Source organism: Mycobacterium sp. E1715, from assembly GCF_001667625.1.
Taxonomy (GTDB): domain Bacteria; phylum Actinomycetota; class Actinomycetes; order Mycobacteriales; family Mycobacteriaceae; genus Mycobacterium.
The window spans coordinates 14,809-38,456 of sequence record NZ_LZJJ01000154.1 but is presented as its reverse complement, the minus strand read 5'-3'; the positions used below and the strand labels follow the sequence as shown (position 1 = coordinate 38,456).

Sequence of the window (23,648 nt, the reverse complement as noted above, 5' to 3'; positions counted from 1 at the left end):
TGCTCGGCGAAACCGGCAGCGCTCGGTTTGTCAGTACAGCGCCCGCACGGTATCGATGGTGTCGGCCTCGGACGGGCTCTTGTCGTCGCGGTAACGCAGCACACGAGCGAACCGCAGCGCCACACCGCCGGGGTAGCGCGAGGATTTCTGGACCCCGTCCGAGGCCGACACCATCGATACCGTGCGGGCGCTGTACTGACAAACCGAGCGCTGCCGGTTTCGCGCGCGTAGGGTTTCGGCCGTGGCAGTGAAAGTGCACGACAAAGACGTCCGCTACATCCACACCGACGAACAACTGCCGCCCGTCGCGATCGTCGACCGCTCCCCCATCACCCTGCGGCACAAGGTCATGTTCGCGGTCATCGCCGTCGTCGGTGCCGTCGCGTGGGCGATCATCGCGTTCGCGCGCGGCGAGACGGTGAACGCGGTCTGGTTCGTGGTCGCGGCGATCTGCACCTACATCATCGGTTACCGGTTCTACGCCCGGCTGATCGAGATGAAGATCGTTCGCCCGCGCGACGACCACGCCACCCCGGCCGAGGTGCTAGACGACGGCACCGACTACGTGCCCACCGACCGGCGGGTGCTGTTCGGGCACCATTTCGCCGCCATCGCCGGGGCCGGCCCCCTCGTCGGTCCGGTGCTGGCGACACAGATGGGCTACCTGCCCGGCACCATCTGGATCATCCTCGGCGCGGTGCTCGGCGGCTGCGTGCAGGACTACCTGGTGCTGTGGATCTCCACCCGGCGGCGGGGCCGTTCCCTGGGCCAGATGGCCCGCGACGAACTGGGCGCGGTCGGTGGTGCGGCCGCGCTGGCCGGGGTGCTGGTGATCATGGTGATCCTGATCGCGGTGCTGGCCCTGATCGTGGTCAAGGCCCTGGCCGAAAGCCCGTGGGGCGTGTTCTCCATCGCCATGACCATCCCCATTGCGCTGTTCATGGGAATCTACCTGCGCTTCCTGCGGCCCGGGCGGGTGACGGAGGTGTCGGTGATCGGCTTCGCGCTGCTGCTCGCGGCGGTGGGATCCGGCAATTGGGTTGCCGAAACCCGTTGGGGTGCATCGTTGTTCACGCTCTCGCCGGTCACGTTGTGCTGGTGCCTCATCGGCTACGGCTTCGCCGCTTCGGTGCTGCCGGTGTGGTTGCTGCTGGCACCGCGCGACTACCTGTCCACCTTCATGAAGGTCGGCGCCATCGCCCTGCTCGCGGTCGGCATCTTCATCGCGCGGCCGGTCATGCAGGCACCCGCGATCTCGCAGTTCGCCACCAAGGGCAACGGTCCGGTGTTCGCCGGCTCGCTGTTCCCGTTCCTGTTCATCACGATCGCGTGCGGCGCGCTGTCGGGATTCCATTCGCTGATCTCCTCCGGGACAACCCCGAAGCTGCTGGAGAAGGAAGGCCAGATGCGGCTGATCGGCTACGGCGGCATGATCACCGAGTCGTTCGTCGCCGTGATGGCGCTGATCACCGCGTCGATCATCAACCAGCACCTGTACTTCACGATCAACGCGCCTGCCGCGCAGACCGGCGCCACCGCCGCCCGCGCCGCGGATTACGTCAACTCACTCGGGCTGGCCGGCGCCCCGGCGACGGCCGACCAGATCAGCCAGGCCGCCGCCGGCGTCGGCGAGAAGTCCATCGTGTCGCGCACCGGCGGGGCACCCACGCTCGCCTGGGGCATGTCCGAGGTGCTGCAGCGCGTGTTCGGCGGCGCCGGACTCAAATCCTTTTGGTACCACTTCGCGATCATGTTCGAGGCGCTGTTCATCCTGACCACCCTCGACGCGGGCACCCGGGTCAACCGATTCATGCTCTCCGACACGCTCGGCAACATCGGTGGCCCGATGGCCAGGCTGCGCAACCCCAGCTGGCGACCCGGCGTGTGGATCTGCAGCCTGGCGGTGGTCGCCGCCTGGGGCAGCACACTGCTGATGGGCGTGACCGATCCGCTGGGCGGCATCAACACCCTCTTCCCGCTGTTCGGCATCGCCAACCAGTTGCTGGCCGGCATCGCGCTGACCGTCATCACCGTCGTCGTCATCAAGAAGGGGCTGCTGCGGTGGGCCTGGATCCCCGGGTTGCCCCTGCTGTGGGATCTGGCCGTCACGCTGACCGCGTCGTGGCAGAAGATCTTCTCCGGAGATCCCGCCGTGGGCTACTGGACTCAGCACGGCCAGTTCGTGGCGGCCAAGCGCGCCGGCAAGACCGCCTTCGGTGCGGCCAAGAATCCCCATCAAATCGACGAGGTCATCAGGAACACCTTCATCCAGGGCACCCTGTCCATCGTCTTCGCGCTGGTGGTCCTCATCGTCTTCGCCGCCGGAGTTGTGGTCGCCGCCAGGGCAATTCGTGGCGGCGGCAGGCCGCTGACCGAGGAGGATCCGGTGCCCTCGAAGCGGTTCGCGCCGTCCGGCCTGGTTCCCACCGCCGCTGAGCGCGCGTTGCAACGACGATGGGACGCGCCGGGCAAAAAGGTCGTGTCGAACTCCCCCGCGCGGTCCTAAACTTGCGCGATGAGAGTCGGCATCGACTTTGGCACCACCCACACCGTCGTCGCGGCCGTCGACCGAGGCAACTATCCCGTCATCTCGTTTGACGGCCTCGACGCCTGGCCGTCGATCGTCGCGGCCAACGCGGCCGGGGAGCTGCGCTTCGGCGCGGACGCGGCCGCGGTCCGGCACGACGCGGGATGGTCGGTACTGCGGTCGTTCAAACGCCTGCTCAACGAGGCCGGACCGCAGACAGAGGTGAGCCTGGCCGGCCGCACCCACCGCCTGGCCGACTTGCTCACCGGATTTCTGGCCCAGCTGAGGAGCGACCTCGTGCGTCGCTCCAACGCCAGCCTCACCGCGGGGGAAACCATCGAGGCCGCGATCAGCGTGCCGGCCAACGCCTCGAGCGCCCAACGCCTGTTGACACTGGACGCGTTCGTGGCGGCGGGCTTCCACGTCGCCGCGCTGCTCAACGAGCCGTCGGCCGCCAGCCTCGAATACGCGCACCGCTACCGGTCCACGATCACCGCCAAGCGGGAGTACGTCCTCATCTACGACCTCGGCGGGGGCACCTTCGACGCCTCGTTGCTCAAGATGACCGGGCACGCGAACGAGGTCGTCATCAGTGAGGGCATCCAGCGCCTCGGCGGCGACGACTTCGACGACGCGATCGTCGAGCTCGTCCTGGACCGCTCGCAACTGTCCGGGGTGGACGCGGCGGCCCGCGACCTGCTGCGGGAGGAGTGCGCCGCCCGCAAGGAGGCCGTGGGTCCACAGACGCGCCGCTTCCTGGTCGACCTCACCGGGGTCGGCGGGGCGGACCGGCCCCCGTTCTCCTGCCCCGTTGACGACGTCTATTCGGTGTGCGCACCGCTGGTCGACAAGACGATGGCGTTGCTCGACCGCGTGCTGCACAATCCGGCCGGCGCCGGCCGGGACGTGACGTGGTCGGAGGTCGCCGGCATCTACGTCGTCGGCGGCGCAGGCAGCTTCCCGCTGGTCTCCCGGATGCTGCGCACCACCTTCGGCGACAAGCGGGTCAAACGCTCGCCGCACCCCTTCGCGGCCACGGCGATCGGCCTGGCGGTCTTCCTCGACAAGGAGTCCGATTTCGCGCTGTCCGAACGCTTCTCGCGCAACTTCGGGGTCTTTCGCGAGGCCGAGGCCGGCGCGGGCGTGGTCTTCGACCCGATCGTGTGCAAGGACGTCTCCCTGCCGGCCGACGGGCACACCCCGCTGGTGGTGAAGCGGTCCTATCGTGCGGCCCACAACATCGGCCACTTCCGGTTCGTGGAATGCAGCCGCCTGGTCAACGGCCGGCCCGACGGCGACGTGACGCCCTACGACCCGGTGCTCTTCCCCTTCGACCCGGCGCTGCATGATCGCGACGACCTCGGGCATCAGCCGGTGGGCCGGTGGCGGGACGGGCCCGACGTCGAGGAGCGCTACGTCATCGCCCCCAGCGGCGCGGTGGAAGTCACCCTGACCACGCAGCCGGCCGGGTTCAAGCGCACCTTCCGCCTGGAGCGCCGCGCCGCCGCGAGCGCGTGACGCGCCGATGGAACTTTATGACGTCATGAGAACGACGTTCGCGGCGCGGGAATTCACCGGCGACCCGGTGCCCGACGGCGTGCTGGCGCGCATTTTCGACAACGCCCGGTTCGCCCCGAGCGGCGGCAACCGGCAGGGCGCCCACATCACCGTCGTGCGCGACCCCGACGCCCGGCGCCGGCTGGCCGAGCTGGGCAAGGCCGCCGCCCGCCGCTACTTCGCCCAGCTGCAGGCGGGCGAAAACCCATGGAATTCAATCCATCCCAGCCGTGTGCCGCAGGACATCATCGACAGCACGGAAATCCCCGACACGTTCGTCGCACCGATCGTGAACGCGCCTGTCGTGCTTGTGTTTTCGGTCGATTTGACGGTGGTGGCGGCCGTGGATCAGGATCTGGGCCGCGTCGGCCTGGCCGGCGGCGCCTCCGTATATCCACTGGTGTGGAACGTCCTGCTGGCCGCCCGCAACGAGGGTTACGGCGGGACGATCACGACGATGGCCGTCGCCGCCGAGGAGGGAGTCCGCGAACTGCTGGGCATCCCTGATCGGCACGCGGTCGTCGCGGTGGTGCCGCTCGGCAAACCCATCCGGCAGCTGAGGAAGTTGCGCCGCCGGGCGGTCGCGGAGCTCGTCACCCGTGACCGCTTCGACGGTCCGGCATTCGACGGCTAGGGGGCCTGTCGCGGGACGGTGTCGTGCTCAGCCGATGACATCGGCATAGATGTCCAGGAGCCGGAACCTCGTCGCATCGAGATACTGTCCGAGGACCGCGATCACGCGCTTCTGCAGCTCGTACCCCAGTTCGTGGTCCTCTTCGCACTTGCCGCGCAGGCAGTTGCCGTCGAACCCGATGGCGCGCGTCGACTCGACGGCGCGCGCGTCGAACCGCGAGTTGTATGGCGGCACCAGCCACGACCAGCCAAGGATGTCTCCAGCTTGCAGCGTCTGCACCGTCAAGCCGCCCCGGCCCGGAACGGGGGTTTCGAGCGCGATCCGGCCGGCGCGGATCAGGTAGAAGTGATCGGCCGGGTAGCCCTCGCGGAAGATCAACTCACCTGCGGCGAAGCGCAGGTTCGCCGCGCACCCGACCGCCAACTGCAGATAGCGCGGGTCCATCCCGCCGAAGAACGGGTGGCGGGACAGAACGCCTTCTAGCGTCCTCACTGCCAATTTCCTTCACCGGTACCGATCGATTACTCAAGACGGACGATAGTTGATTGTGACGGCCCCGTCCCGCGATCGACGAGAAGAAATTGCCTGCCGAAAGCCACCGCCGCCGGGCGGGCCACCCTCGTACGATGCCTTCGTGACCGCCGCGGCTTCCCCGCGAGGCAAGTTAGCCGACGCGAGCGACCGGCCGTATCGACGGCGGCGCGACGAGTGACCTGACGCCAACCACTGCCGTAGTCTGACAACGCGTTTCACGCCTAGATGTTGGGTTTCGGCGAGAAGGAGCCATCCCGCATGTCCACCTGGTTGATCACCGGATGCTCGACCGGACTCGGTCGTGCGCTTGCCGAAGCCGCCATCGGGGCCGGCCACAACGCGGTCGTCACGGCGCGCGACGTCGCGAAGGTCGCCGACCTGGCGTCCGGCGCGCCGGATCGGGTGCTCGCGGCCGCCCTCGATGTCACCAACCCCGCGCAGGTCGTCTCGGCCGTGCGGCAGGCCCACGAGCGGTTCGGCCGCATCGACGTATTGGTGAACAACGCCGGTTACGGTTACCGCGCCGCGATCGAGGAGGGCGACGACGCCGATGTGCGCACCCTGTTCGAGACGCACTTCTTCGGCACGGTCGCCATGATCAAAGCGGTGCTGCCCGGCATGCGGGCCCGTCGCAGTGGGGCGATCGTCAACATCTCCTCGATCGGCGCAACGGTGACCCCGGTGGGCTCCGGCTACTACGCGGCGGCCAAGGCCGCCATCGAAGGGATGAGCGGCGCCCTGCGCGGCGAGGTTGCCCCGCTGGGCATTTCGGTGACCGTCGTCGAGCCTGGCGCCTTCCGGACCGATTTCGCCGGGCGCTCGCTCGTCCAATCGGCGACCGTCATCGACGATTACGCCGGCACCGCCGGGCAGCGTCGCAAGGAGAACGACACCATGCACGGCACCCAGGCGGGCGAACCCGCCAAGGCCGGCGCCGCGATCATCGCGGCCGTCGAATCGAGTGAGCCTCCGGGTTTCCTGCTGCTGGGCCCTGGCGCCCTGGCCTTCTACCGCTACGCGACGGATGCGCGCGCCGCCGAGATCGCGAAATGGGAAGGGCTGACAAGCGGCACTAACTTCGGGCCGTAACCGCCTGTCGCAGTCTGGTTTTGGCCAGCTTTCCGGTAGGTGTTCGGGGTAGGTCGTCGACGAAGTCGACCGAACGAGGCGCCTTGTAGTGGGCGATCCGGTCGCGGACATAGTCGATGAGATCCTGTGCCAACGCATCCGTCCCGCTCACCCCGGGCGCCAGCTGCACGAGGGCTTTGACCTCTTCGCCCATTTCGGGGTGGGGAACGCCGATGACCGCGACGTCGAGCACCGCGGGGTGCAGCGCCAGGGCGTTCTCCACTTCCTGCGGGTAGATGTTGACCCCACCCGAGATGATCATGAACGACTTTCGGTCGGTCAGGTACAGGAATCCATCGGGGTCGAGGTAGCCGAGATCGCCGACGGTCGTCCAGAATGGATGTTCCGGGTGGCGGGCCGCGGCGGTCTTGTCGGGGTCGTCGTGGTATTCGAACGGCAAATGATCGCGTTCGAAGTACACGGTCCCGACGGCACCGACGGGTAGCTCGGTTCCGTCGTCGCCGCAGATGTGCAGCACGCCGAGCACGCTTCGTCCCACCGACCCCGGGTGGGTGAGCCATTGCTCGGAATCGATGAACGTCAGGCCGTGCGCCTCGGTGGAACCGTAGAACTCGTAGACAATGGGGCCGAGCCACTCGATCATCGCCCGCTTGACATCGATGGGACAGGGCGCGGCGGAATGCATGAGCATCCGCAGACTTGAGAGGTCGTAACGGCCGCGGATGGACTCGTCGAGTTTGAGCAGCCGCACGAACATGGTGGGAACCAGCTGTGCGACGCTGATGCGGTAGTGCTCGATGTAGCGCAATGTGGATTCGGCGTCGAACTTCTTGGCCAGCACCACGGTTCCACCCAGCGCCTGCACCATGCCGCACCATCGCAGGGGCGCGGCGTGGTAGACGGGCGCCGGCGAGAGGTAGACGTCGCTGGCTGTTATTCCGTAGAAGTGGCTGGCCATCGCCACGATCGGATCACCGGGTTCGTCGACACGCCGATGCGGCAGCGGGGGCTTGACCGCCTTGGGGAATCCCGTTGTGCCGGAGGAGTACAACATGACCGCGCCGGATGGTTCCCGGGGCAGGCGGGGGCCGGCCTCGGCGAGGGCCGTTTTGTAGCAGGCGAAACCGTCGACGTCACCGCCGAAGGCAAGCCGCAGCCCGGGACCTTCGACTTGCGCGCTGACGTCGATTGCCAGGTCGGCCAGCGCAGCCGAGGCTATCAGCGCGCGTGCACCCGAGTCACGCACGATGTAGCCGGCCTCCCGCGCCGTCAGGTGGTGATTGACGGCGGTGATGTAGAGGCCCGATCGTTGCGTCGCCCAGTACACCTCGAAGACCTCGGCGGCGTTGTCGGAGAGCAGTGCGACGACGTCGCCGCGGCGGAGCCCGGCGTCGTACAGCACCCGCGCAAGCGCGGCGGAGTTGTCGTCGAGTTGCCGGTAGGTCAACACTTTTCCGGACTCCGCCAGAATGACCGCGGGGCGCTCAGGGGCATTGTCCGCGTGGGTACCCGGGTACATCGGTCAGCTCGCCGCGGCGGCTGAAACGACCACGGGATAGACCCGCTTGGCACGGTCATTGGTCATGTCGATGTGCACGAACTTCTGCTCGGTGTACTCGTCGAGGGCACGCGGCCCGAGCTCACGGCCCAGACCGCTTTGCTTCACGCCGCCGAACGGGAACATCGCATTGACCATGTGCCAGTCGTTGATCCATACCGTGCCGGATTCCAACTCGCGCGCGATAGCCAGTGCCCGTTCGTTGTCGGTGCTCCACACGCCCGCCGACAATCCGTACTCGCTGTCGTTGGCGATCGCGACGGCCTCGGCGTCGTCGGCGTACTCGATCACGACCAGCACGGGCCCGAAGATCTCCTCTCGCGCCACCCGCATGTCGTTGGTTGCGCCGGTCAGGATCGTCGGGGCGACCCAATGGCCATCGACGAGCCCGGCGTCGGCGGGGACCGCGCCCTGGAACGCGATCTTGCAGCCCTCCTCTTGCCCGAGCGCGATGTACTTCTCCACGCGCGCTTTCTGTTTGGCGGATATCAGCGGCCCGACATCGGTGGCCGGGTCCATCGGATTACCCACGACAAGGGTGGACGCACGGGCGACCAGCCGTCGCACGAACTCGTCGTGAATCGATGCGTGCAGCAACAGCCGGGTTCCGGACTCGCAGGCCTGACCACACATCAGCAGGAATCCGAACAGCGTGCCGTCGACAGCCAGGTCCAGGTCGGCATCGTCGCAAACGATGTTGGCGCCCTTGCCGCCCAACTCCAGGGTGACCTTCTTGACGTTGTCGGCGGCGGCGCGCATCACGGTCTTACCGACTTCGGTCGAGCCGGTGAAAGCCACCTTGCGCACATCGCGGTGTTCGGCGAGCCGGGCGCCGACGACCGGCCCGGATCCCGTGACAACGTTCAGCACCCCCGCGGGCAGCCCGGCTTCGTCGGCCGCCCTGGCCAATTCGAGCAGAGTCAGCGGGGTCTGGTCGTCGGGTTTGAGCACTATCGTGTTGCCGGCCGCCAGGGCGGGGCCCAGCTTCCACACCGCCAGCAGCAACGGAAAATTCCACGGCACGATGCCGGCGCAGACGCCCACGGGCTCGTGACGGAGCAGACCGGTGGCCAGCGTGGGTGCCTCGATCAAGGGGCCGGCTTCCTCGAACGCATACGATCGCGCCTGCGAGGCGAAGTACTTCAGGTGGGCGATCGAGTAGCCCAAGAGAAACGTGCCCGCTGTCCGTGCGGTTGCGCCGTTTTCGCGAACCTGCAGCGCGGTCAACTCGTCGAACCGCGCGGCTAGGTTGCCGGCGATCGCATCGAGGATGCGGGCGCGTTCGTCCGGGGGCGTCAGTCGCCAGACACCGGAGGCATGTGCCGCCCTTGCCGCAGCGACGGCCTCGTCGGCTGCAGCGACATCGCCCCGCGCGACTGTCGCGACCAATTCATTGGTAGCGGGATCGCGCACCTCCAAGCTGCTTGACGCGTCGCGCCAACGCCCGTCGATGTACATCGGATAGTGCGGAATGTCGGTCATGTCTTCCTTATGTTCATCGGATCCGTCGGCGCCAACGTACGAAACTCTTGAATCGATCGGCGGCGTGGTGGGCCGCGCTAACCCCGGCCGGGATCCCCAGCGGGGCAGCAATAATGACGAAAATGATGGTGAGGCTCATGATCTGTTCAGAAGCGGATCAGCCCACGCAGATTCACACCCGCGCGCATGTCGTCGTAGCCCTGATTGATCTCTTCGAGCGTGTACTCGCGGGTGACGAGTTCGTCGAGCTTCAGCCGTCCGGCGTGATACAGATCGAGCATGCGGGGGATGTCGTGACGGGGATTCGACGACCCGAAAACCGAACCGCGGACCTGCTTTTCGTACATGATCAAGTCGAACAGCGACATGTCGACGGAGGTGTCCGTCGGGTGCGGGATCGCGGTCATGACCACCCTGCCGCGCTTGCCGACCAGGCTCAACGCCTGCGCTACGTATGCACCCTCAGCCGAGTCGGTGCTGACCACGCATACGTCGGCCATCTGGCCGCGGGTCTGGTCGGTGATCAGGGCGTGGGCCTCCTCGACCGTCGCCGCGGTGTGGGTGGCCCCGAACTCCAGCGAACGGCGGCGTTTGTACTCCACGGGATCGAGCGCGACGATCACGCGTGCGCCCGCGATCCGCGCGCCCTGCACGGCATTCATTCCGATGCCGCCCACACCCATGACCACCACGGTGTCGCCGTCCCGTGCCGCTCCGGTGCGCACCATGCTGCCGTAGCCGGTGGTGACACCGCAGCCGACCAGCGCGGCGGTGTCCAGCGCGGTGGACGGATCGACCTTGATCACCGAGGCCATCGGCACCACGGTGTACTCGGAGAACGTTCCCAGGACGCACATCTGGCCCAGCGCTTGGCCTTTCGCGTGGAATCGGAAGGTGCCGTCGAGTTGCGGTCCGGCGATGATGGCCGCACCGAGCACGCACAAGTTGCTCATCCCGCGCGAACACGGTTCGCAGCGGCCGCAGGCCGGAATGAAACTCAGCACGACCTTGTCGCCCTCGGCCACTTCGGTGACGCCCGGCCCCACCTCGACCACGACGCCCGCGCCCTCGTGCCCGCCGACCACCGGTAGCTGCATCGGCATGTCGCCGGTGACCAGGTGGTCGTCGGAGTGGCACAGCCCGGCGGCGGCCACCTTGACCAGAACCTCGTTCTCCCGCGGCCCGTCGAGGTCGACCTCTTCGACCGACCATTTCTGGTGTAGTCCCCACACCACCGCTGCCTTCGTTTTCATCGAAACCTCCTTGAAGTCAGCGCTTCTCGGGTGTCCAGGTCGCCGGCAGGCTGTTCACACCGTTGATGAAGTTGGCAAGAGCATAGTGGGGCTCGGGCGCTGAGATATCCGGAATGCGCGTGTAGACCTCGGTCAGCAATGCCTTGAGCATCGTGCGGGCCAGCGCCGCGCCCAGGCAGAAGTGCGGGCCTCCCCCGCCGAAGGCGATGTGCGGGTTGGGGTTTCGCAGAATGTTGAACGAATGGGGTGCGTCGAAGACATCCTCGTCACGGTTGCCCGAGTAGTACCACAGCACGACCTTGTCTCCGGCTTTGATCTGTGAGCCGCGCACGGTGATGTCCTGGGTGGCGGTGCGGCGCATGTGGAGCAGCGGCGATCCCCAGCGCAACACCTCCTCGACGGCGGTGCCGACGCGCCCCTCGACGTCCTCGGCGAGCAGCGCGCGCTGGTCGGGGAACTTCGAGAGGGCGGCGATTGCGTGGGCCGAGGCGTGCCGCGTGGTGTCGTTGGACGCGACGCCCATCAACACGAAGAACGCCTTCAGCTCGTCGTCGGTCATCTTCTTGCCGTCGAACTCGGACTGCACCATCCACGTCATCAAGTCGTCGCCGGGGTTGGCCCGCCGCTCGGGGATCAGCACCGTTGCCACCTCGTGCAGGTCCATCACGGCGCCCATGAACAGCTCGAGTTCGCTCTGCTCGCCGCGGATGTTCGGGTCGGTCCAGCCCACCAGCCGCTGGGCGGCGGTGACGGCCTTGTCGCGCAGCTCACCGTCGGGCAGCCCGAAGAAGCTGCCGAAGATGCGGCCGGGCAGCTTTACCGACACGAGTTGGACGAAGTCGCCCTCACCAAGGTGCGCCACCTCGCTGACCAGGTCGTGGGCGTGGCCGCGGATCCAGCCTTCCAAGCGGCGCACGTTCTTGGGCTTGAAGGCCTCCGTGGTGATCCCGCGGAGCTGGGTGTGGCGCGGGGCGTCCATGGCGATGAACGACTGCGCGATCTCCACCGCCTCGGGTGCGAAGTCCTCCATCGTGATGCCCTGGGCGGAGGAGAAGATCTCCGGGTGACGGCTGGCCATCCGGATGTCGTCCTGTTTGGTCAGCGACCAGAACCCCCTGGTGTTGAGCTCGGGGGGCAGCAGGTCCGACTCTGCGGGGCGACTCCACGGCACGGGATTCTCCGCGCGCAGGACGGCGAAGGCGGCGTCCCGCTCTTCCGGGGGTCTCGCCCAGAACTCCCGGGCGCTCAGGTCGATGTCTTTGTGGGTGGGCGCGGTCGTGGGTGCGGTCATCAGGGGCCCTTTCTGGCGGTGCGCAGTGGTGCGCGTCACCGCGGCTTCGCCCCCATGCTGGTCAGCGCGACGGCGGTGCGGCATAGGCGCGTGTGCCAATCACTGGCCTGCACGGGCCAGCGCCGGGCACCGCCGATCAGGCGATGGGTGCGCGGAAGGTGGCGATCAGGCCGCCGCCGTCGCGCGCCCCGAATTCGACCCGGCCGCCCATCGCCTCGGCGATCTGCTGCACGATCCACAGGCCGAGCCCGGCGGTGCCCCGCTGGCCGCCCACGCTGACGTATTTGGTGGTCAGCTCGCCAAGGCTTTCGGCCGGGATGCCCGGTCCCCGGTCGGCCACAGTGCAGATCAACTCTCCGCCTTCGCGCGCGCACGCGACGTCGACCGGTTCGCCGCGGCCGTGCCGGGACGCGTTCTCCAGCAGGTTGGTCAGCAGCCGGCGCAGACCCTGGGCGTTGACGGCCACGGCGGTCAGGTCATCGCCGACGCTCAGTCGCAGCCGCGGCACGCCGAGGCCGACCGCGTCGGCGGCCGCGACGATCAGGTCGGCCACGTCGACCCGGCGGACCTTCCCCGCCGAAAACGTCGGGCGGCGACTCAGCGCGACGTCGGAGAGGGCGTCGAGCATGTCGGCGAGGTGGCGCACGTGCCGGGCCACCAGTTGCAGACTGGTTTCCCGGTCGGCCTGCGACATCGGCCGCGCCGAAGTCAGGGCCTCGGTCAGCGCCTCCAGAGACGTGATGGGGGTGCGGAATTCGTGCACCAGAACCTGGAGTCCATCCTGTTGCGACTGGTAGGACCGCAGCAGGCGCGCCCGCAGGTCGCGCTCCTCTTCGGCGGCGGCGTGTTCGGCCTCGGCTTCCACCAGGGCGCGCAGCCGGGAGCGGTGTTCGCGTTCGGCGAGCGTGGACAGCCCCGCGGTGATGACCGCGACGAAGATCAGAAACACCGCCGACCAGCCCGCCAGGAGCGCCGGGGCCGCGGTGGCCGGGAGCCCCGGCGACGAGACCAGCGCGACCGGGATATAAATCGCGCCCAAAAGCACTGCGACCAAGAGGGTTTCACCGAAAGACAGTCGTGCCGCCGAGGCGATCACGGCCAGCGCCAACACCGGGACCACCGGGCTGTACACCCCTCCGCTCAAGGCGATGAGCGCCAGCGTGAACGCCGAGTCGAAGCCGGTGACCAACCATGAATAGCGGGTGCGCCGGACCTCCAGCTGCGGATAGGCCATCACGACGGCCGCGTAGACCATCGCCGCGCCCAACACCGCCAGGGTGGTCGCCGTGTGCTGCCGGAGCCACTGGGGTCCGATCCCCATCAGCACGCCGACCGATACGACGACGGCAACTCGTACCGCGACGACCGTGCGGGCCAGCCCGTAGTCCTCGCCGTCGAAGTCCACCGTGGTTCCGAGGTGATCGAGCGGTCTCACCCAGCTGACCATAGGGTTGGGGTTAGCATCGCGGCAATGACTCGCTCGCCATACGTCGTGGTGATCGTGGATGACCACGAGCTGTTCGCGCAGGGCCTCGCCCTGTTGCTGACCCGCGAGTGGGGCGAACTGTTCAGCGTCGGCGGCCAGACGACCTACGTGGAAGAGGCCGCCGACCTGGTGGCCCGCTGCGACGCGGACGTCGCGATCATCGACCTGTCGATGCCGCCCTTGGGCGGGGTCGCGGCGATCCGGCATGTCAAGGCGCGCCGGCCGAGGACCCGGATCCTGGCGCTGTCGGGTACCGACGACCTGGCACTGGCCGAGGAGGCGTTGCGGGCCGGTGCCGACGGCTTCCTGTCCAAAACCGCGCGGCCCGAGGCGCTGGCGGGGCCCCTATGGACCATCGCGGAGGGCCTGCGGGTCGTCGACGGCGCCCTGCTGGACGCGTTGCTCAGCAACACCCGCAAGCCGCCGTCCGAGCTGCTGGACAATCTCAGCGCCCAGGATCTTCAGCTGTGGACCCTGCTCGCGGCCGGCATGGAGACCGGCGACATCGCCCAGCGGATGCTGGTGTCGGAGCGCACCGCCAAACGCATGGTGGCGTCGCTGCTGCACAAACTCGGGGTCGGCAACCGCATCGCCGCCGCGGCGCTGGCCGGCCGCTACCGGTTGCTCGATGACGTCGCCGAGATCGGCCGGATCAGCTGAGGATCTGGATCGCTTGGGCGGGGCACATCGCGGCCGCCCGGATCACCCGGTCACGCTCGGCTTCGGGCGGGTCGGGCTCGAGCACGACCACTTGATCGGCACCGTCGGGAATGTCGAAAACATCGGGAGCGGCCAGCAGGCACTGCCCGTGTCCCTCACACAGGCCGTAGTCGACGGTGATGCGCATGACCGCCAGTATCGGCGCCCGACGGGCACCGCAGTCGGTCCAATCGCGCCAGATGTGGCCTGGCCGGGCCAGCCCGTCGAGGGCCTTTCAGCCCTACTTTGCGTCGACGCGTACGACGTAGCATCTGCTCATTCTGGAGCCGCCAGTGTCCCTTCCTGAACCGAGAACCCGATCATGACCACCACGCAAACCGAGTCCACCTCCATCGAAGCGCCCGAGGTCGCCGAACAGCGCAGGCACGAAATCGACGCGATCGTCGACGCGGCGGCCGCGGCGGCCCGGGAGTTCCGCAACCTCGACCAGCAACAGGTCGATGCCATCGTCGAGGCGATGGTCCGCGCGGGGGTACGCGCCGCGGGGGAACTGGCAAGTGTCGCGATCGAGGAGACGGGCTTCGGCGTCTTCGAGGACAAAGTCGTCAAGAACTATGTGGCCACCGAGTTCCTGCACGACTATCTGCGGGGCAAGAAATCGGTGGGGGTCGTCGACGAGGACGTCGAGCACAACATCGCCTACGTGGCGGAGCCGATCGGGGTCGTGCTGGCCATCACCCCGGTTACCAACCCGACGTCGACCGTCCTGTTCAAGGCGATCGTCGCCGCGAAGACCCGCAACGCCATCCTCTTCCGGCCGTCACCGTATGCGGTCGGCTGCTGCGAACGCAGCGTGGAGATCCTTCGCACGGCGGCCGAAGCGGCCGGGCTGCCGCCGGGGGCGCTACAGGTCATCCCCGACGCCGCGCACGAGGTCACCCACTACCTGTTCAAACATCCGGGAGTCGACTTCATCTGGGTGACCGGTGGGCCGAAGATCGTGGCGCTGGCGAATTCCGCCGGAAAGCCCGGCCTGTCGGTCGGCCCCGGGAACGCACCGATCTACATCCACAAGACGGCGGACATCAAGGGCGCGGTCGTCGACATCCTGATCTCGAAAACCTTCGACTCTTCTGTCATCTGCCCGGCCGAGCAAACCTGCGTCATCGACGACGAGGTCTATGACGAGATGATGGCCGAATTCGAGCGGATGGGCGCCCAGTTGCTCACCCCGGACCAGGCGAACGCCCTGGCGGAATTCGCGTTTGGCTGCGGCGACAAGGTCTCGCTCGAGGCCGTCGGACAGAAGGCGTCCGAGCTGGCCGACCGGGCGGGCTTCAGCGTGTCACCGACCGTCAAGGTACTGCTGGCGCAGCTGCCCGCCGACTTGGACGAACTCGCCGAACACCCCCTGTTGCAGGAGAAGCTGATGCCGGTGCTCGGCGTGGTGCGGGCACGCAGCGTTCAGCACGCCATCGACGTCGCCGTCCTGGTCACCGAGCACGGCGGTCTGGGCCACACCTCGGCCATCTACGCCAACGACGAGGAGGTCATCGACGCGTACGGCCTGGCGGTCCGCACCGGCCGGATTCTGGTCAACGCCCCCACCGCGGTCGGGGCCCTCGGCGGGGTGTACAACAACCTGACCCCCACCTTCTCGTTGGGTTGCGGCACGTGGGGCGGATCCAGCACGACGGAGAACGTCAACTACCGGCAGCTGCTGAACATCAAGACGGTCTCGCGGCGCCGCACCCCGCCGCAATGGTTCCGCGTCCCGTCCAACACCTACTTCAACGAGGGCGCACTGGACAACCTGCGCGAACTCGACGGCGATACCGTCGTCATCATCACCGATGCCCTCACCGAAGAGCGCGGCGTCGTCGACCAGCTCCGCGGCAAGTTGCGCGCCGAGCACGTGCAGGTCTTCAGCGAGGTGACGCCGGAGCCCGACGAAACCACCATCCGCCGCGGTGTCGCGCTGCTGGAGCGGGCCCAACCCGATCTGCTGCTTGCCGTGGGCGGCGGTTCGGTGCTCGACGCCGGCAAGGCGATCCGGCTGTTCTACGAGCACCCGGAGAAGGGCCTCGAGGAGCTGACGATGCCGTTCCTCGATCCCCGCAAGCGCGTGGCCGATTATCCGGTCGACCGTCATCGTGTCCAATTGGTTGCTGTCCCAACGACATCCGGCACCGGTTCGGAAGTCTCGCCGGCGGCGGTGCTGACGGTGGGCGGCAAGAAGGAGACGCTCGTCGATTACAGCCTGGTGCCCGACCTCGCGATCGTCGACCCGGTCCTGACCTCCTCGATGCCGCAGAAGCTGACCGCCGACACCGGCATCGACGCGCTGACCCATGCTTTGGAGGCCGCGGTCTCGATCTTCGCCTCGCCCTATACGGACGCGCTGTGCGCCCAGGCGGCACGACTGATCTTCGATGCGTTGCCAAGGGCATACGACGACCCCGACGACCTGTCCGCGCGGACCGACATGTCGAACGCCGCAACCCTTGCGGGGCTTGCCTTTTCGAATGCATTCGTCGGGACCAATCACGCGCTCGCCCATGCCGTGGGCGCGAGATTCGGAATCTCGCATGGCCGGGCGAACGGGATTTTCCTGCCGCATGTGCTGCGGTACAACGCAAGCCTGCCAAGCAAGTTCATGCCCGCGCCGGGATATTCCGCCTACGTGGCGCCGGACAAATACGCGCAGCTCGGCCAGCTGATCTTCGGCGGCCATGAACCCGACGAATCCCGCGCCCGGTTATTCCGTGGGGTCGATGATTTGCTCGACCGACTCGACATGCCGCGATCCCTGCGGGAGTACGGCGTCGACGAGGACCAGTACCTGGCCGCGCTGCCCGCGCTGGCGATGACGGCGTTCGAGGACCTCAGCAACCGTACAAATCCGCGGATGCCGTTGGTCAGCGAGATCACCGAATTGCTCCGGCTGGGTTTTTACGGCGCCGCTCAAGGCGATGCTCAGCCGCGTAGCTGAGGCAGCACGTCACGCTCGTACGCGGCGAAGAACCCGTCCATGTCGGGACCGATCTGCTGGACGTACACCTCGTCGATGTCGGCGTCGATGTACTCACGCACCTTCGCGACATGGGTGTCGGGGTCCGGTCCGCAGGTGACCGCTTCGGCGACCTGGTCCGGCGTCACGAGTGACATCAGCGCGGCGAAATCCTTGGGCCGCGGCAGGGTCTGCGCCGACTGCCCGGGCAACGCGTCGTTCCCCCATAACCGGTGCGCCGCCTTGAGCGCCGCCTCCGCATCTTCGTCCCAGCTCACCTTCGTGCCGCCCTGTACCGGTTTGTTGCCACCGCCGGCCTCGCGGAACGTCTTGACCAGGTCCGCCTCCGGCATCACCAGGACGAAGCCGTCGCCGATTCGCCCGGCCAGCTCTGCGCCCTGCGGCCCGAAACCGGACACATAGATGGGCACCGGTTGGTCGGGCCGGGTGTAGATGCGGGCCTCCTGCACCTCGTAGTGCTTGCCGTGGTGGCTCACCTCGTCGCCGCGGTGCAGCTTGCGGATGACGTCGACCGCCTCCTCCAGCATTTCCTGCCGCACACCCACCGACGGCCACCGATCGCTGAGGATGTGTTCGTTCAGCGCCTCACCGCTGCCCACCCCCAGCACGAAGCGGCCGTCGAGTTGCACCGCGGCGGTTGCGGACGCCTGGGCGATGATCGCCGGATGGGTCCGGATGGTCGGGCACGTCACGGCGGTGCTCACCGGCAGCGACGTCACCTCGGAGAGCGCTCCGATCACACCCCACACGAACGGACTCTGGCCCTGCTCGTCGTTCCACGGATGGAAATGATCCGAAATCCACAGCGCATCGAACCCGGCCGCCTCCGCGCGCTTGGCCTGGTCGATGAGTTCCTTGGGGCTGTACTGCTCGCACGACAGGAAGTATCCGATCTTGGTCATGGCGGCGGGCTACCCGCTGCGGCCTGCGGTATGCGCCGGTTTGGCCGTTTATCCGCCGCGCACTTGGGAGTTCATCCGCCGGTGCCCGGCGCCAGACCTCGATCCCGAAACGTCCCCGCTGCGGATCGCCATGCCGGACAGATGGTTTCGCGGCGCTGCGCGGCTATGCCGGTGCCGATCGGCGCCGCGCTCGATCTCACCTCCCACCCGGCCACAGCCGCCACGCCGCGCGACCCTGCGCGCGAAGGCCGTGTGACGGGTGTGACCACCCGTGGCGCGCCGGGCCACCCCGCGAGAATCCCTTCGCCAATTTGGAGAAGGTAGTTCTCCAAAGCCGAGAGACGATTTACGATACCGGTGATCTGTGAGCTCTCCCGACGATCGGAGTCCGTCATCGACGCCTGGATTCTCGATGCGGTGCGCACACCCCGCGGCCGGGGCCGCCCCGACGGGGGCCTGCACGCCGTCCACCCGCAGGCCCTCTTCGCGCGTTGCCTCACCGCGCTCGCCGAGCGGACCGGATTCGAGCCGGCCGACGTCGACGACGTGATCGCGGGCAACGGCATCCTCGGCGGCGACCACGGCGACGACATCGCGCGGCTCGCGGTTCTGCTGGCCGGATGGCCCGAGACCGTGCCGGGGATGACGCTCAACCGGTTCTGCGGTTCCGGTCAGCAAGCCGTCACCGTCGCCGCGTCGTCCATCGCCGCCGGCAATGACGACCTGGTGATCGCCGGCGGGGTGGAATCGATGTCCCGGTGGGGCGTCACCGTGGGAGCCCCGACGATCGACGGCCAGAACCCCGACTTCCGCGAGCGATATCCCACCGTGCCGCAGGGAATTTCGGCCGACCTGATCGCCACCCTGGAGGGGTTCACCCGCGAAACCGTTGACGCCTACGCCGCGCAGAGCCAGGAGCGCGCCGCCGTGGCGATCGACGAGGGCCGGTTCCTGGGCTCGCTCGTCGACGTGGCCACACCGAACGGGCCAGTCGAGCGCGACGAACACCCGCGCCCCGGCACCACCACCGAGACGTTGGCACGCCTCAAGCCCGCCTTCGCCGCGATGGGTGGCACCCGCCCCGACGGCGAGCAGCACACATTCGACGAGATCTGCACTCAGCGCTACCCCGGCATCGACCACATCGATCACGTGCACCACGCGGGCAATTCGTCCGGGGTGGTGGACGGGGCCGCCGCGGTGCTGGTCGCGTCCTCCAACTGGATGCACGCCGCGGGCGTCACCCCGCGCGCACAGATTCGCGCCGCCGCGGCGATCGGTAGCGAACCGATCATCATGCTGACCGCCCCCGGTCCGGCGGCCCAGCGCTGCCTACAGCGCGCCGGCATGGCTGTCGATGACATCGACCTCTGGGAGATCAACGAGGCCTTCGCCGCGGTCCCGCTGAAGACGATGCGCGATCTCGACATCGACCCCGGACTGGTCAATGTCAACGGCGGCGCCATCGCCCTCGGCCACCCCATCGGCGCCACCGGGGCGATGCTTATCGGCACCCTCCTGGACGAGCTCGAACGCCGGGATTTGACAACGGGTCTGGTGACCATGTGCACCGGCGGCGGGATGGGCACCGCGACCATCATCGAGCGGGTGTGACCGTGCCGCACACCCTGGAGCTGGACCGGCCGTGCGCGGGGGTCGCACTGCTGCGCCTGAACCGCCCCAAGCAACTCAACGCCATCAACGAGGCGTTGCAAAGCGAATTGCGCCTTGCGCTGGCCGATTTGGCCACCGACCGCACGGTGCACGCCGTGGTGCTGACCGGCGCAGGCCGCGGCTTCTGCGCCGGAATCGACGTGCGCGACTTCGGCCCCTCGATGCTGGATGCCACCGCGCCCGCGCTGGACCGGATGCGCTTCCAGGAGCGGATGGCCGCCCTCGCCGAAGCCGTGCGGGCGTTGCCACAACCCGTCGTCGCCGCCGTCAACGGGCCGTGCGTCGGGGCCGGGCTCGCGTTGTGCCTGGCGGCCGATATCCGAATCTGTTCGCACGCCGCATCATTCGGCAACGCCGCCATCCTGCTCGGTCTCTCCGGCGCCGAGATGGGCATGAGCTACCACCTGCCGCGCATCGTCGGCACCAGCGTGGCCGCCGACTGGATGCTCACCGGGCGCACCGTCTCGGCCACCGAAGCCGACCGGCGCGGCCTGGTGAGCGAGGTGGTCGAGCCGGACCGGCTGGCGGAGCGGGCCGTCGAGCTGGCCGCGCTCATCGCGAGCCATTCCCCGCTGGGCGCAGAACTGACCAAGCGCGCCCTGCAGGTCAACACCGACGCCGCCAGCCTCTCGGCGGCGCTGGAGCTGGAGAACCGCAACCAGGTCATCTCGCATGCCACCGACGAGGCGGCCGAGCGTCGCAAGAAATGGTCGTCGTGACGGGTCCGCTGCGCGGCGTGCGCGTCGTCATGATGGGCGGCCTGGGGCCTGCCCCGTTCTGCGGAATGTTGTTGGGCGACTTGGGCGCCGACGTCATCCGCGTAGACGCTCTCGCCGCCGTGGACGGGCCCCTTCCCATCGACTACACGGTGCGCCGTAGCCAGCGGTCGCTCGCCGCCGACGCCAAGGACCCTCGCGGTAGGGAGCTCGTTCATCGCCTGGTCGCCGAGGCGGATGCCTTCGTCGACGTGTACCGGCCGGGGGTGGCCGAACGACTCGGCATCGGCCCGGACGAGTTGCGCGGGCGCAACCCCCGTCTGGTCTACGCCCGGATGACCGGATACGGGCAGGACGGGCCGCTGGCCGGCCACGCCGGTCACGACATCAACTACATCGCTTTGGCGGGCGCCCTGCACGGCATCGGCCCCGCCGAATCCCCGGTGCCGCCGCTGAATCTGGTCGGCGACTACGGTGGTGGGGGAATGCTGTTGGCCGTGGGCCTGCTCAGCGCCATCCTCGAGGCGCGCGAGTCCGGCGCGGGTCAGGTGCTCGATGTCGCCATGGTCGATGGGGTGGCCACCCTGTTGACGCCGTATTTCGGGATGGTGCCCGCCGGTACCTGGCGCGACCGGCGCCACGACAATCTGCTCGACGGGGCCGCCCACTTCTACGGCGTGTACGCCACCGCCGACGGTGGCCACTTCGCCGTCGGCGCGATGGAGCCGAAGTTCTACGCAGAGCTGTGCGATCGCCTCGGCGTCGACGTGCCGCACGACGACGACGCGCCGGGCGCATGGCCCGCCCATCGCGCCGCCCTGGCCACCCGCTTCGCCGAGAAGTCGACCGAGGAGTGGCAGCGGCTCCTCGATACCCCGGGATGCTGTGCGACACCGGTGCTTTCGCTGGCCGAGGCGCCACGGCACCCGCACCTCATCGCGCGGCGAACGTTCATCGACGTCGACGGCGTCACCCAACCCGCCCCGGCGCCCCGGTTCTCCCGCACCCGGCCGCCCACCCCGACACCGCCATCGCTTCCCGGTGATCACACGCGCGCGCTGCTGGTCGAACTGGGGTTGAACGCACAAGAGATCACCGAGCTTGTCCAGGCGGGCGTGGTGGCACAAAGCAACCGAGAGGGCCGATAGATGTCGTGGGACTTCTCCACCGATCCCGAATGGGCACGGCAACTCAAATGGGTCGAGGACTTCGTGCGCGAAGAGTGCGAACCCATCGACCTGATCGTCAAGGAATCCCATGACCTCAACGACCCGGTGCGCCAGGCGCTGATTCCGCCCCTGCAAGACATCGTCAAGGAGCGTGGCCTGTGGGCCACCCACCTCGGGCCGCACCTGGGCGGCCCGGGCTACGGCCAGGTGAAACTCGCGCTGCTCAACGAGATCCTGGGCCGCTCGGAGTGCGCGCCGATCGTATTCGGCTCCCAGGCCCCCGACTCCGGCAACAGCGAGATCCTTGCGCACTACGGCACGCCCGAGCTCAAGGTCCGCTATCTCGAGCCGCTGCTCGACAACCGCATCGTGTCCTGCTTCTCGATGACAGAGCCGCAGGGCGGCGCCGACCCCAAGGTCTTCCGCACCACCGCGGTGCAGGACGGGAATCACTGGATCATCAACGGGGAGAAGTGGTTCTCGTCATTCGCCTCGATGGCGTCATTCCTGATCGTGATGGCCATGACCGATCCCGAAGCGCCGCCCTATCAGCGTTATTCGATGTTCGTCGTGCCCGGCGACACGCCCGGCATCAACGTGCTGCGCGACGTCGGCCTCGGCTATCAGCCGGTGGGCGGCGGGCGCGAGGGCTATGTCCGCTACGAGAACGTCCGGGTGCCGACCGACCACATGCTGGGTCCGCGGGGCGGGGCCTTTGTCGTGGCCCAAACCCGCCTGGGCGGCGGGCGGATTCATCACGCGATGCGCACGGTCGGCCTGGTCCGCCGGATCTTCGACATGCTCTGCGAGCGGGTGGTTTCGCGGTACACGCAGGGCGAGGCGCTTTCGCACAAGCAACTCGTCCAGGAGATGATCGCCGACTCCTGGATGGAGATCGAGGCCTTCCGGCTGCTGACCCTGCAAACCGCTTGGAAGATAGACCAATTCAACGATTACAAGGCGGTGCGGGCAGACATCTCGGCGGTGAAGGCGATGATGCAGAAGGTGCTACACGACGTGTCGTCGCGGGCGCTGCAGCTGCACGGCTCGCTGGGTACCACCCACGAGATGCCGTTCGTGCAGTACCTGGTGGAGTCGTTCGTGCTGGGGCTTGCCGACGGCCCGACCGAGGTGCACAAGGTGACGCTGGCCCGCTTGCTGCTGAAGGACCGTGCTCCCGCGCCCGACCTGTTCCCGTCCGAACATCTGCTGCGGTTGCGCGCGGCGGCCGAGGCCAAGTTCGCCGACAAGTTGGCCGGCATCCCGCGGCGTGGCGATCGCTAGCGCCGCGGAGCCGGGCGAAGCGGGTCGCCACCATCGGGCCCGTGGCGATCGCTAGCGCGGCGGAGCCGGGCGAAGCGGGTCGCCACCGTACGCGTTAGACGGCTTTCGTGACGCCGACATACGACAGCACCACGTCGGACAGATCGGTCATCCGAGTGAGCACCGCGTAGGAACGGATGAAGGACTGGCCGACGCATCCGTCGATCTTGATGTGGAAGTTGCTGATCATCACCCAGGGGTTCGCACCCTTGAAATTCTTCTTGATCACCGGCACCGTCAGGACGAGGCCGGGTTTCATTCCGATGCTCATCACGCCGTTCATCGGCGTCGAAACGAACGGCAGCAGGGGCGGCAACGTACCGGTGGTGTCGAAGGTGGGGCTGACGCCGGGGATGATGCCGGCGCCACCCTCCATGATCACGCCGTTGGATGTACTCATATCGATCCCGCAGCCGATCTGGTAACCCACCTCCAGGATTCCGTGGGGCTCTTCCGGTCCTTTCAGCGAGCCGACGAAGATGCCGCTGGCCATGTATTCGCGCGAGGCGATGGAGGTGGTCAGCGGTGCCACCGGGACTTGCATCTCGTCCTTGGCGCCCAGCCCCAGGGTCCAGCCGTCGGGAGTGTTCAACAGGACGGGGGGATTCGATGGCACCGTCCCATCGGCCGGTGCCGAAGTCGCAGCGGCAGGCTCGATCTCGGGACCGTCATCGGGATCACCGGACGCCGCCGGCGCCGTGACCACAGACAAAACGAGGCAAGCGGCGACCACCAGGGCACGACGAACGACCACGGTTACCG

General features: G+C 67.9%; 19 protein-coding genes and 1 pseudogene. 10 read left to right on the top strand and 10 right to left on the bottom strand.

What is annotated here, in order from left to right; all coding sequences use genetic code 11:
* Positions 1-30 precede the first annotated feature (30 nt).
* Positions 31-165 (bottom strand): annotated as a pseudogene (locus A9X03_RS29725) (hypothetical protein); the annotation flags it as partial.
* A gap of 76 nt (positions 166-241) precedes the next feature.
* On the opposite strand from A9X03_RS29725, the gene A9X03_RS08605 reads away from it, so the two are divergent.
* From A9X03_RS08605 to A9X03_RS08595, 3 genes are read left to right on the top strand one after another with little or no spacing between them, the layout of a single operon-like run.
* Positions 242-2,506 (top strand): carbon starvation CstA family protein, encoded by a 2,265-nt coding sequence (locus tag A9X03_RS08605; protein WP_068015645.1) that lies wholly within the window; start codon positions 242-244, stop codon positions 2,504-2,506.
* A gap of 9 nt (positions 2,507-2,515) precedes the next feature.
* The gene (locus tag A9X03_RS08600) at positions 2,516-4,045 is read left to right on the top strand and encodes an Hsp70 family protein (protein ID WP_068260575.1); all 1,530 of its coding nucleotides are present in this window, start codon (positions 2,516-2,518) and stop codon (positions 4,043-4,045) included.
* Between the two features lie 7 nt (positions 4,046-4,052).
* Positions 4,053-4,718 carry a nitroreductase family protein gene (locus tag A9X03_RS08595; RefSeq protein WP_068260572.1) on the top strand — a complete coding sequence of 222 codons (666 nt, stop codon included), beginning with the start codon at positions 4,053-4,055 and terminating at the stop codon, positions 4,716-4,718.
* 27 nt (positions 4,719-4,745) lie between these two features.
* Here the strand turns inward: A9X03_RS08595 and A9X03_RS08590 are convergent, their stop codons facing one another.
* The gene (locus tag A9X03_RS08590) at positions 4,746-5,210 is read right to left on the bottom strand and encodes a cyclic nucleotide-binding domain-containing protein (protein ID WP_067753241.1); all 465 of its coding nucleotides are present in this window, start codon (positions 5,208-5,210) and stop codon (positions 4,746-4,748) included.
* 300 nt (positions 5,211-5,510) lie between these two features.
* Between A9X03_RS08590 and A9X03_RS08585 the strand changes: the two genes are divergently transcribed.
* The gene (locus A9X03_RS08585; protein WP_068260585.1) at positions 5,511-6,341 is read left to right on the top strand and encodes an oxidoreductase; all 831 of its coding nucleotides are present in this window, start codon (positions 5,511-5,513) and stop codon (positions 6,339-6,341) included.
* On the opposite strand, the gene A9X03_RS08580 is transcribed toward A9X03_RS08585, so the two are convergent.
* The 5 genes from A9X03_RS08580 to A9X03_RS08560 form a co-directional block, all read right to left on the bottom strand.
* A complete protein-coding gene (locus tag A9X03_RS08580; RefSeq protein ID WP_068260569.1) occupies positions 6,325-7,860 on the bottom strand; it encodes an AMP-binding protein in 1,536 nt (511 codons plus the stop codon). The two genes, A9X03_RS08585 and A9X03_RS08580, sit on opposite strands and share 17 nt — an antisense overlap.
* Before the next feature lie 3 nt (positions 7,861-7,863).
* Positions 7,864-9,381 (bottom strand): aldehyde dehydrogenase, encoded by a 1,518-nt coding sequence (locus A9X03_RS08575; protein ID WP_068260565.1) that lies wholly within the window; start codon positions 9,379-9,381, stop codon positions 7,864-7,866.
* Positions 9,382-9,527: 146 nt separating this feature from the next.
* Positions 9,528-10,634 (bottom strand): NDMA-dependent alcohol dehydrogenase, encoded by a 1,107-nt coding sequence (locus tag A9X03_RS08570; protein WP_067783487.1) that lies wholly within the window; start codon positions 10,632-10,634, stop codon positions 9,528-9,530.
* 16 nt (positions 10,635-10,650) lie between these two features.
* A complete protein-coding gene (locus tag A9X03_RS08565; RefSeq protein ID WP_068260562.1) occupies positions 10,651-11,925 on the bottom strand; it encodes a cytochrome P450 in 1,275 nt (424 codons plus the stop codon).
* Positions 11,926-12,061: 136 nt separating this feature from the next.
* Positions 12,062-13,360 carry a sensor histidine kinase KdpD gene (locus tag A9X03_RS08560; protein WP_231969155.1) on the bottom strand — a complete coding sequence of 433 codons (1,299 nt, stop codon included), beginning with the start codon at positions 13,358-13,360 and terminating at the stop codon, positions 12,062-12,064.
* A gap of 36 nt (positions 13,361-13,396) precedes the next feature.
* Between A9X03_RS08560 and A9X03_RS08555 the strand changes: the two genes are divergently transcribed.
* Positions 13,397-14,071 (top strand): response regulator transcription factor, encoded by a 675-nt coding sequence (locus tag A9X03_RS08555; RefSeq protein ID WP_197499133.1) that lies wholly within the window; start codon positions 13,397-13,399, stop codon positions 14,069-14,071.
* On the opposite strand, the gene A9X03_RS08550 is transcribed toward A9X03_RS08555, so the two are convergent.
* On the bottom strand, positions 14,064-14,258 hold the full coding sequence (locus A9X03_RS08550; RefSeq protein ID WP_067756466.1) for a ferredoxin: 195 nt from the start codon (positions 14,256-14,258) through the stop codon (positions 14,064-14,066). The two genes, A9X03_RS08555 and A9X03_RS08550, sit on opposite strands and share 8 nt — an antisense overlap.
* Before the next feature lie 174 nt (positions 14,259-14,432).
* Between A9X03_RS08550 and adhE the strand changes: the two genes are divergently transcribed.
* Complete coding sequence (gene adhE, locus A9X03_RS08545; RefSeq protein WP_067783481.1) at positions 14,433-17,063, top strand: bifunctional acetaldehyde-CoA/alcohol dehydrogenase; 2,631 nt, start codon at positions 14,433-14,435, stop codon at positions 17,061-17,063.
* Here the strand turns inward: adhE and A9X03_RS08540 are convergent.
* A complete protein-coding gene (locus A9X03_RS08540) occupies positions 17,048-18,004 on the bottom strand; it encodes an LLM class F420-dependent oxidoreductase (protein ID WP_067889968.1) in 957 nt (318 codons plus the stop codon). The two genes, adhE and A9X03_RS08540, sit on opposite strands and share 16 nt — an antisense overlap.
* Before the next feature lie 417 nt (positions 18,005-18,421).
* On the opposite strand from A9X03_RS08540, the gene A9X03_RS08535 reads away from it, so the two are divergent.
* From A9X03_RS08535 to A9X03_RS08520, 4 genes are read left to right on the top strand one after another with little or no spacing between them, the layout of a single operon-like run.
* The gene (locus A9X03_RS08535) at positions 18,422-19,618 is read left to right on the top strand and encodes an acetyl-CoA C-acetyltransferase (protein ID WP_231975369.1); all 1,197 of its coding nucleotides are present in this window, start codon (positions 18,422-18,424) and stop codon (positions 19,616-19,618) included.
* A complete protein-coding gene (locus tag A9X03_RS08530) occupies positions 19,615-20,397 on the top strand; it encodes an enoyl-CoA hydratase/isomerase family protein (protein WP_067889965.1) in 783 nt (260 codons plus the stop codon). The genes A9X03_RS08535 and A9X03_RS08530 overlap by 4 nt, the downstream gene beginning before the upstream one ends.
* Positions 20,394-21,542 (top strand): CaiB/BaiF CoA-transferase family protein, encoded by a 1,149-nt coding sequence (locus A9X03_RS08525; protein WP_068260581.1) that lies wholly within the window; start codon positions 20,394-20,396, stop codon positions 21,540-21,542. The genes A9X03_RS08530 and A9X03_RS08525 overlap by 4 nt, the downstream gene beginning before the upstream one ends.
* Positions 21,543-22,847, top strand: coding sequence for an acyl-CoA dehydrogenase family protein (locus tag A9X03_RS08520; protein WP_068260560.1), 1,305 nt, complete (start codon positions 21,543-21,545; stop codon positions 22,845-22,847).
* Positions 22,848-22,941: 94 nt separating this feature from the next.
* Here the strand turns inward: A9X03_RS08520 and A9X03_RS08515 are convergent, their stop codons facing one another.
* Positions 22,942-23,640 (bottom strand): MspA family porin, encoded by a 699-nt coding sequence (locus A9X03_RS08515; RefSeq protein ID WP_197499047.1) that lies wholly within the window; start codon positions 23,638-23,640, stop codon positions 22,942-22,944.
* Positions 23,641-23,648: the final 8 nt, after the last annotated feature.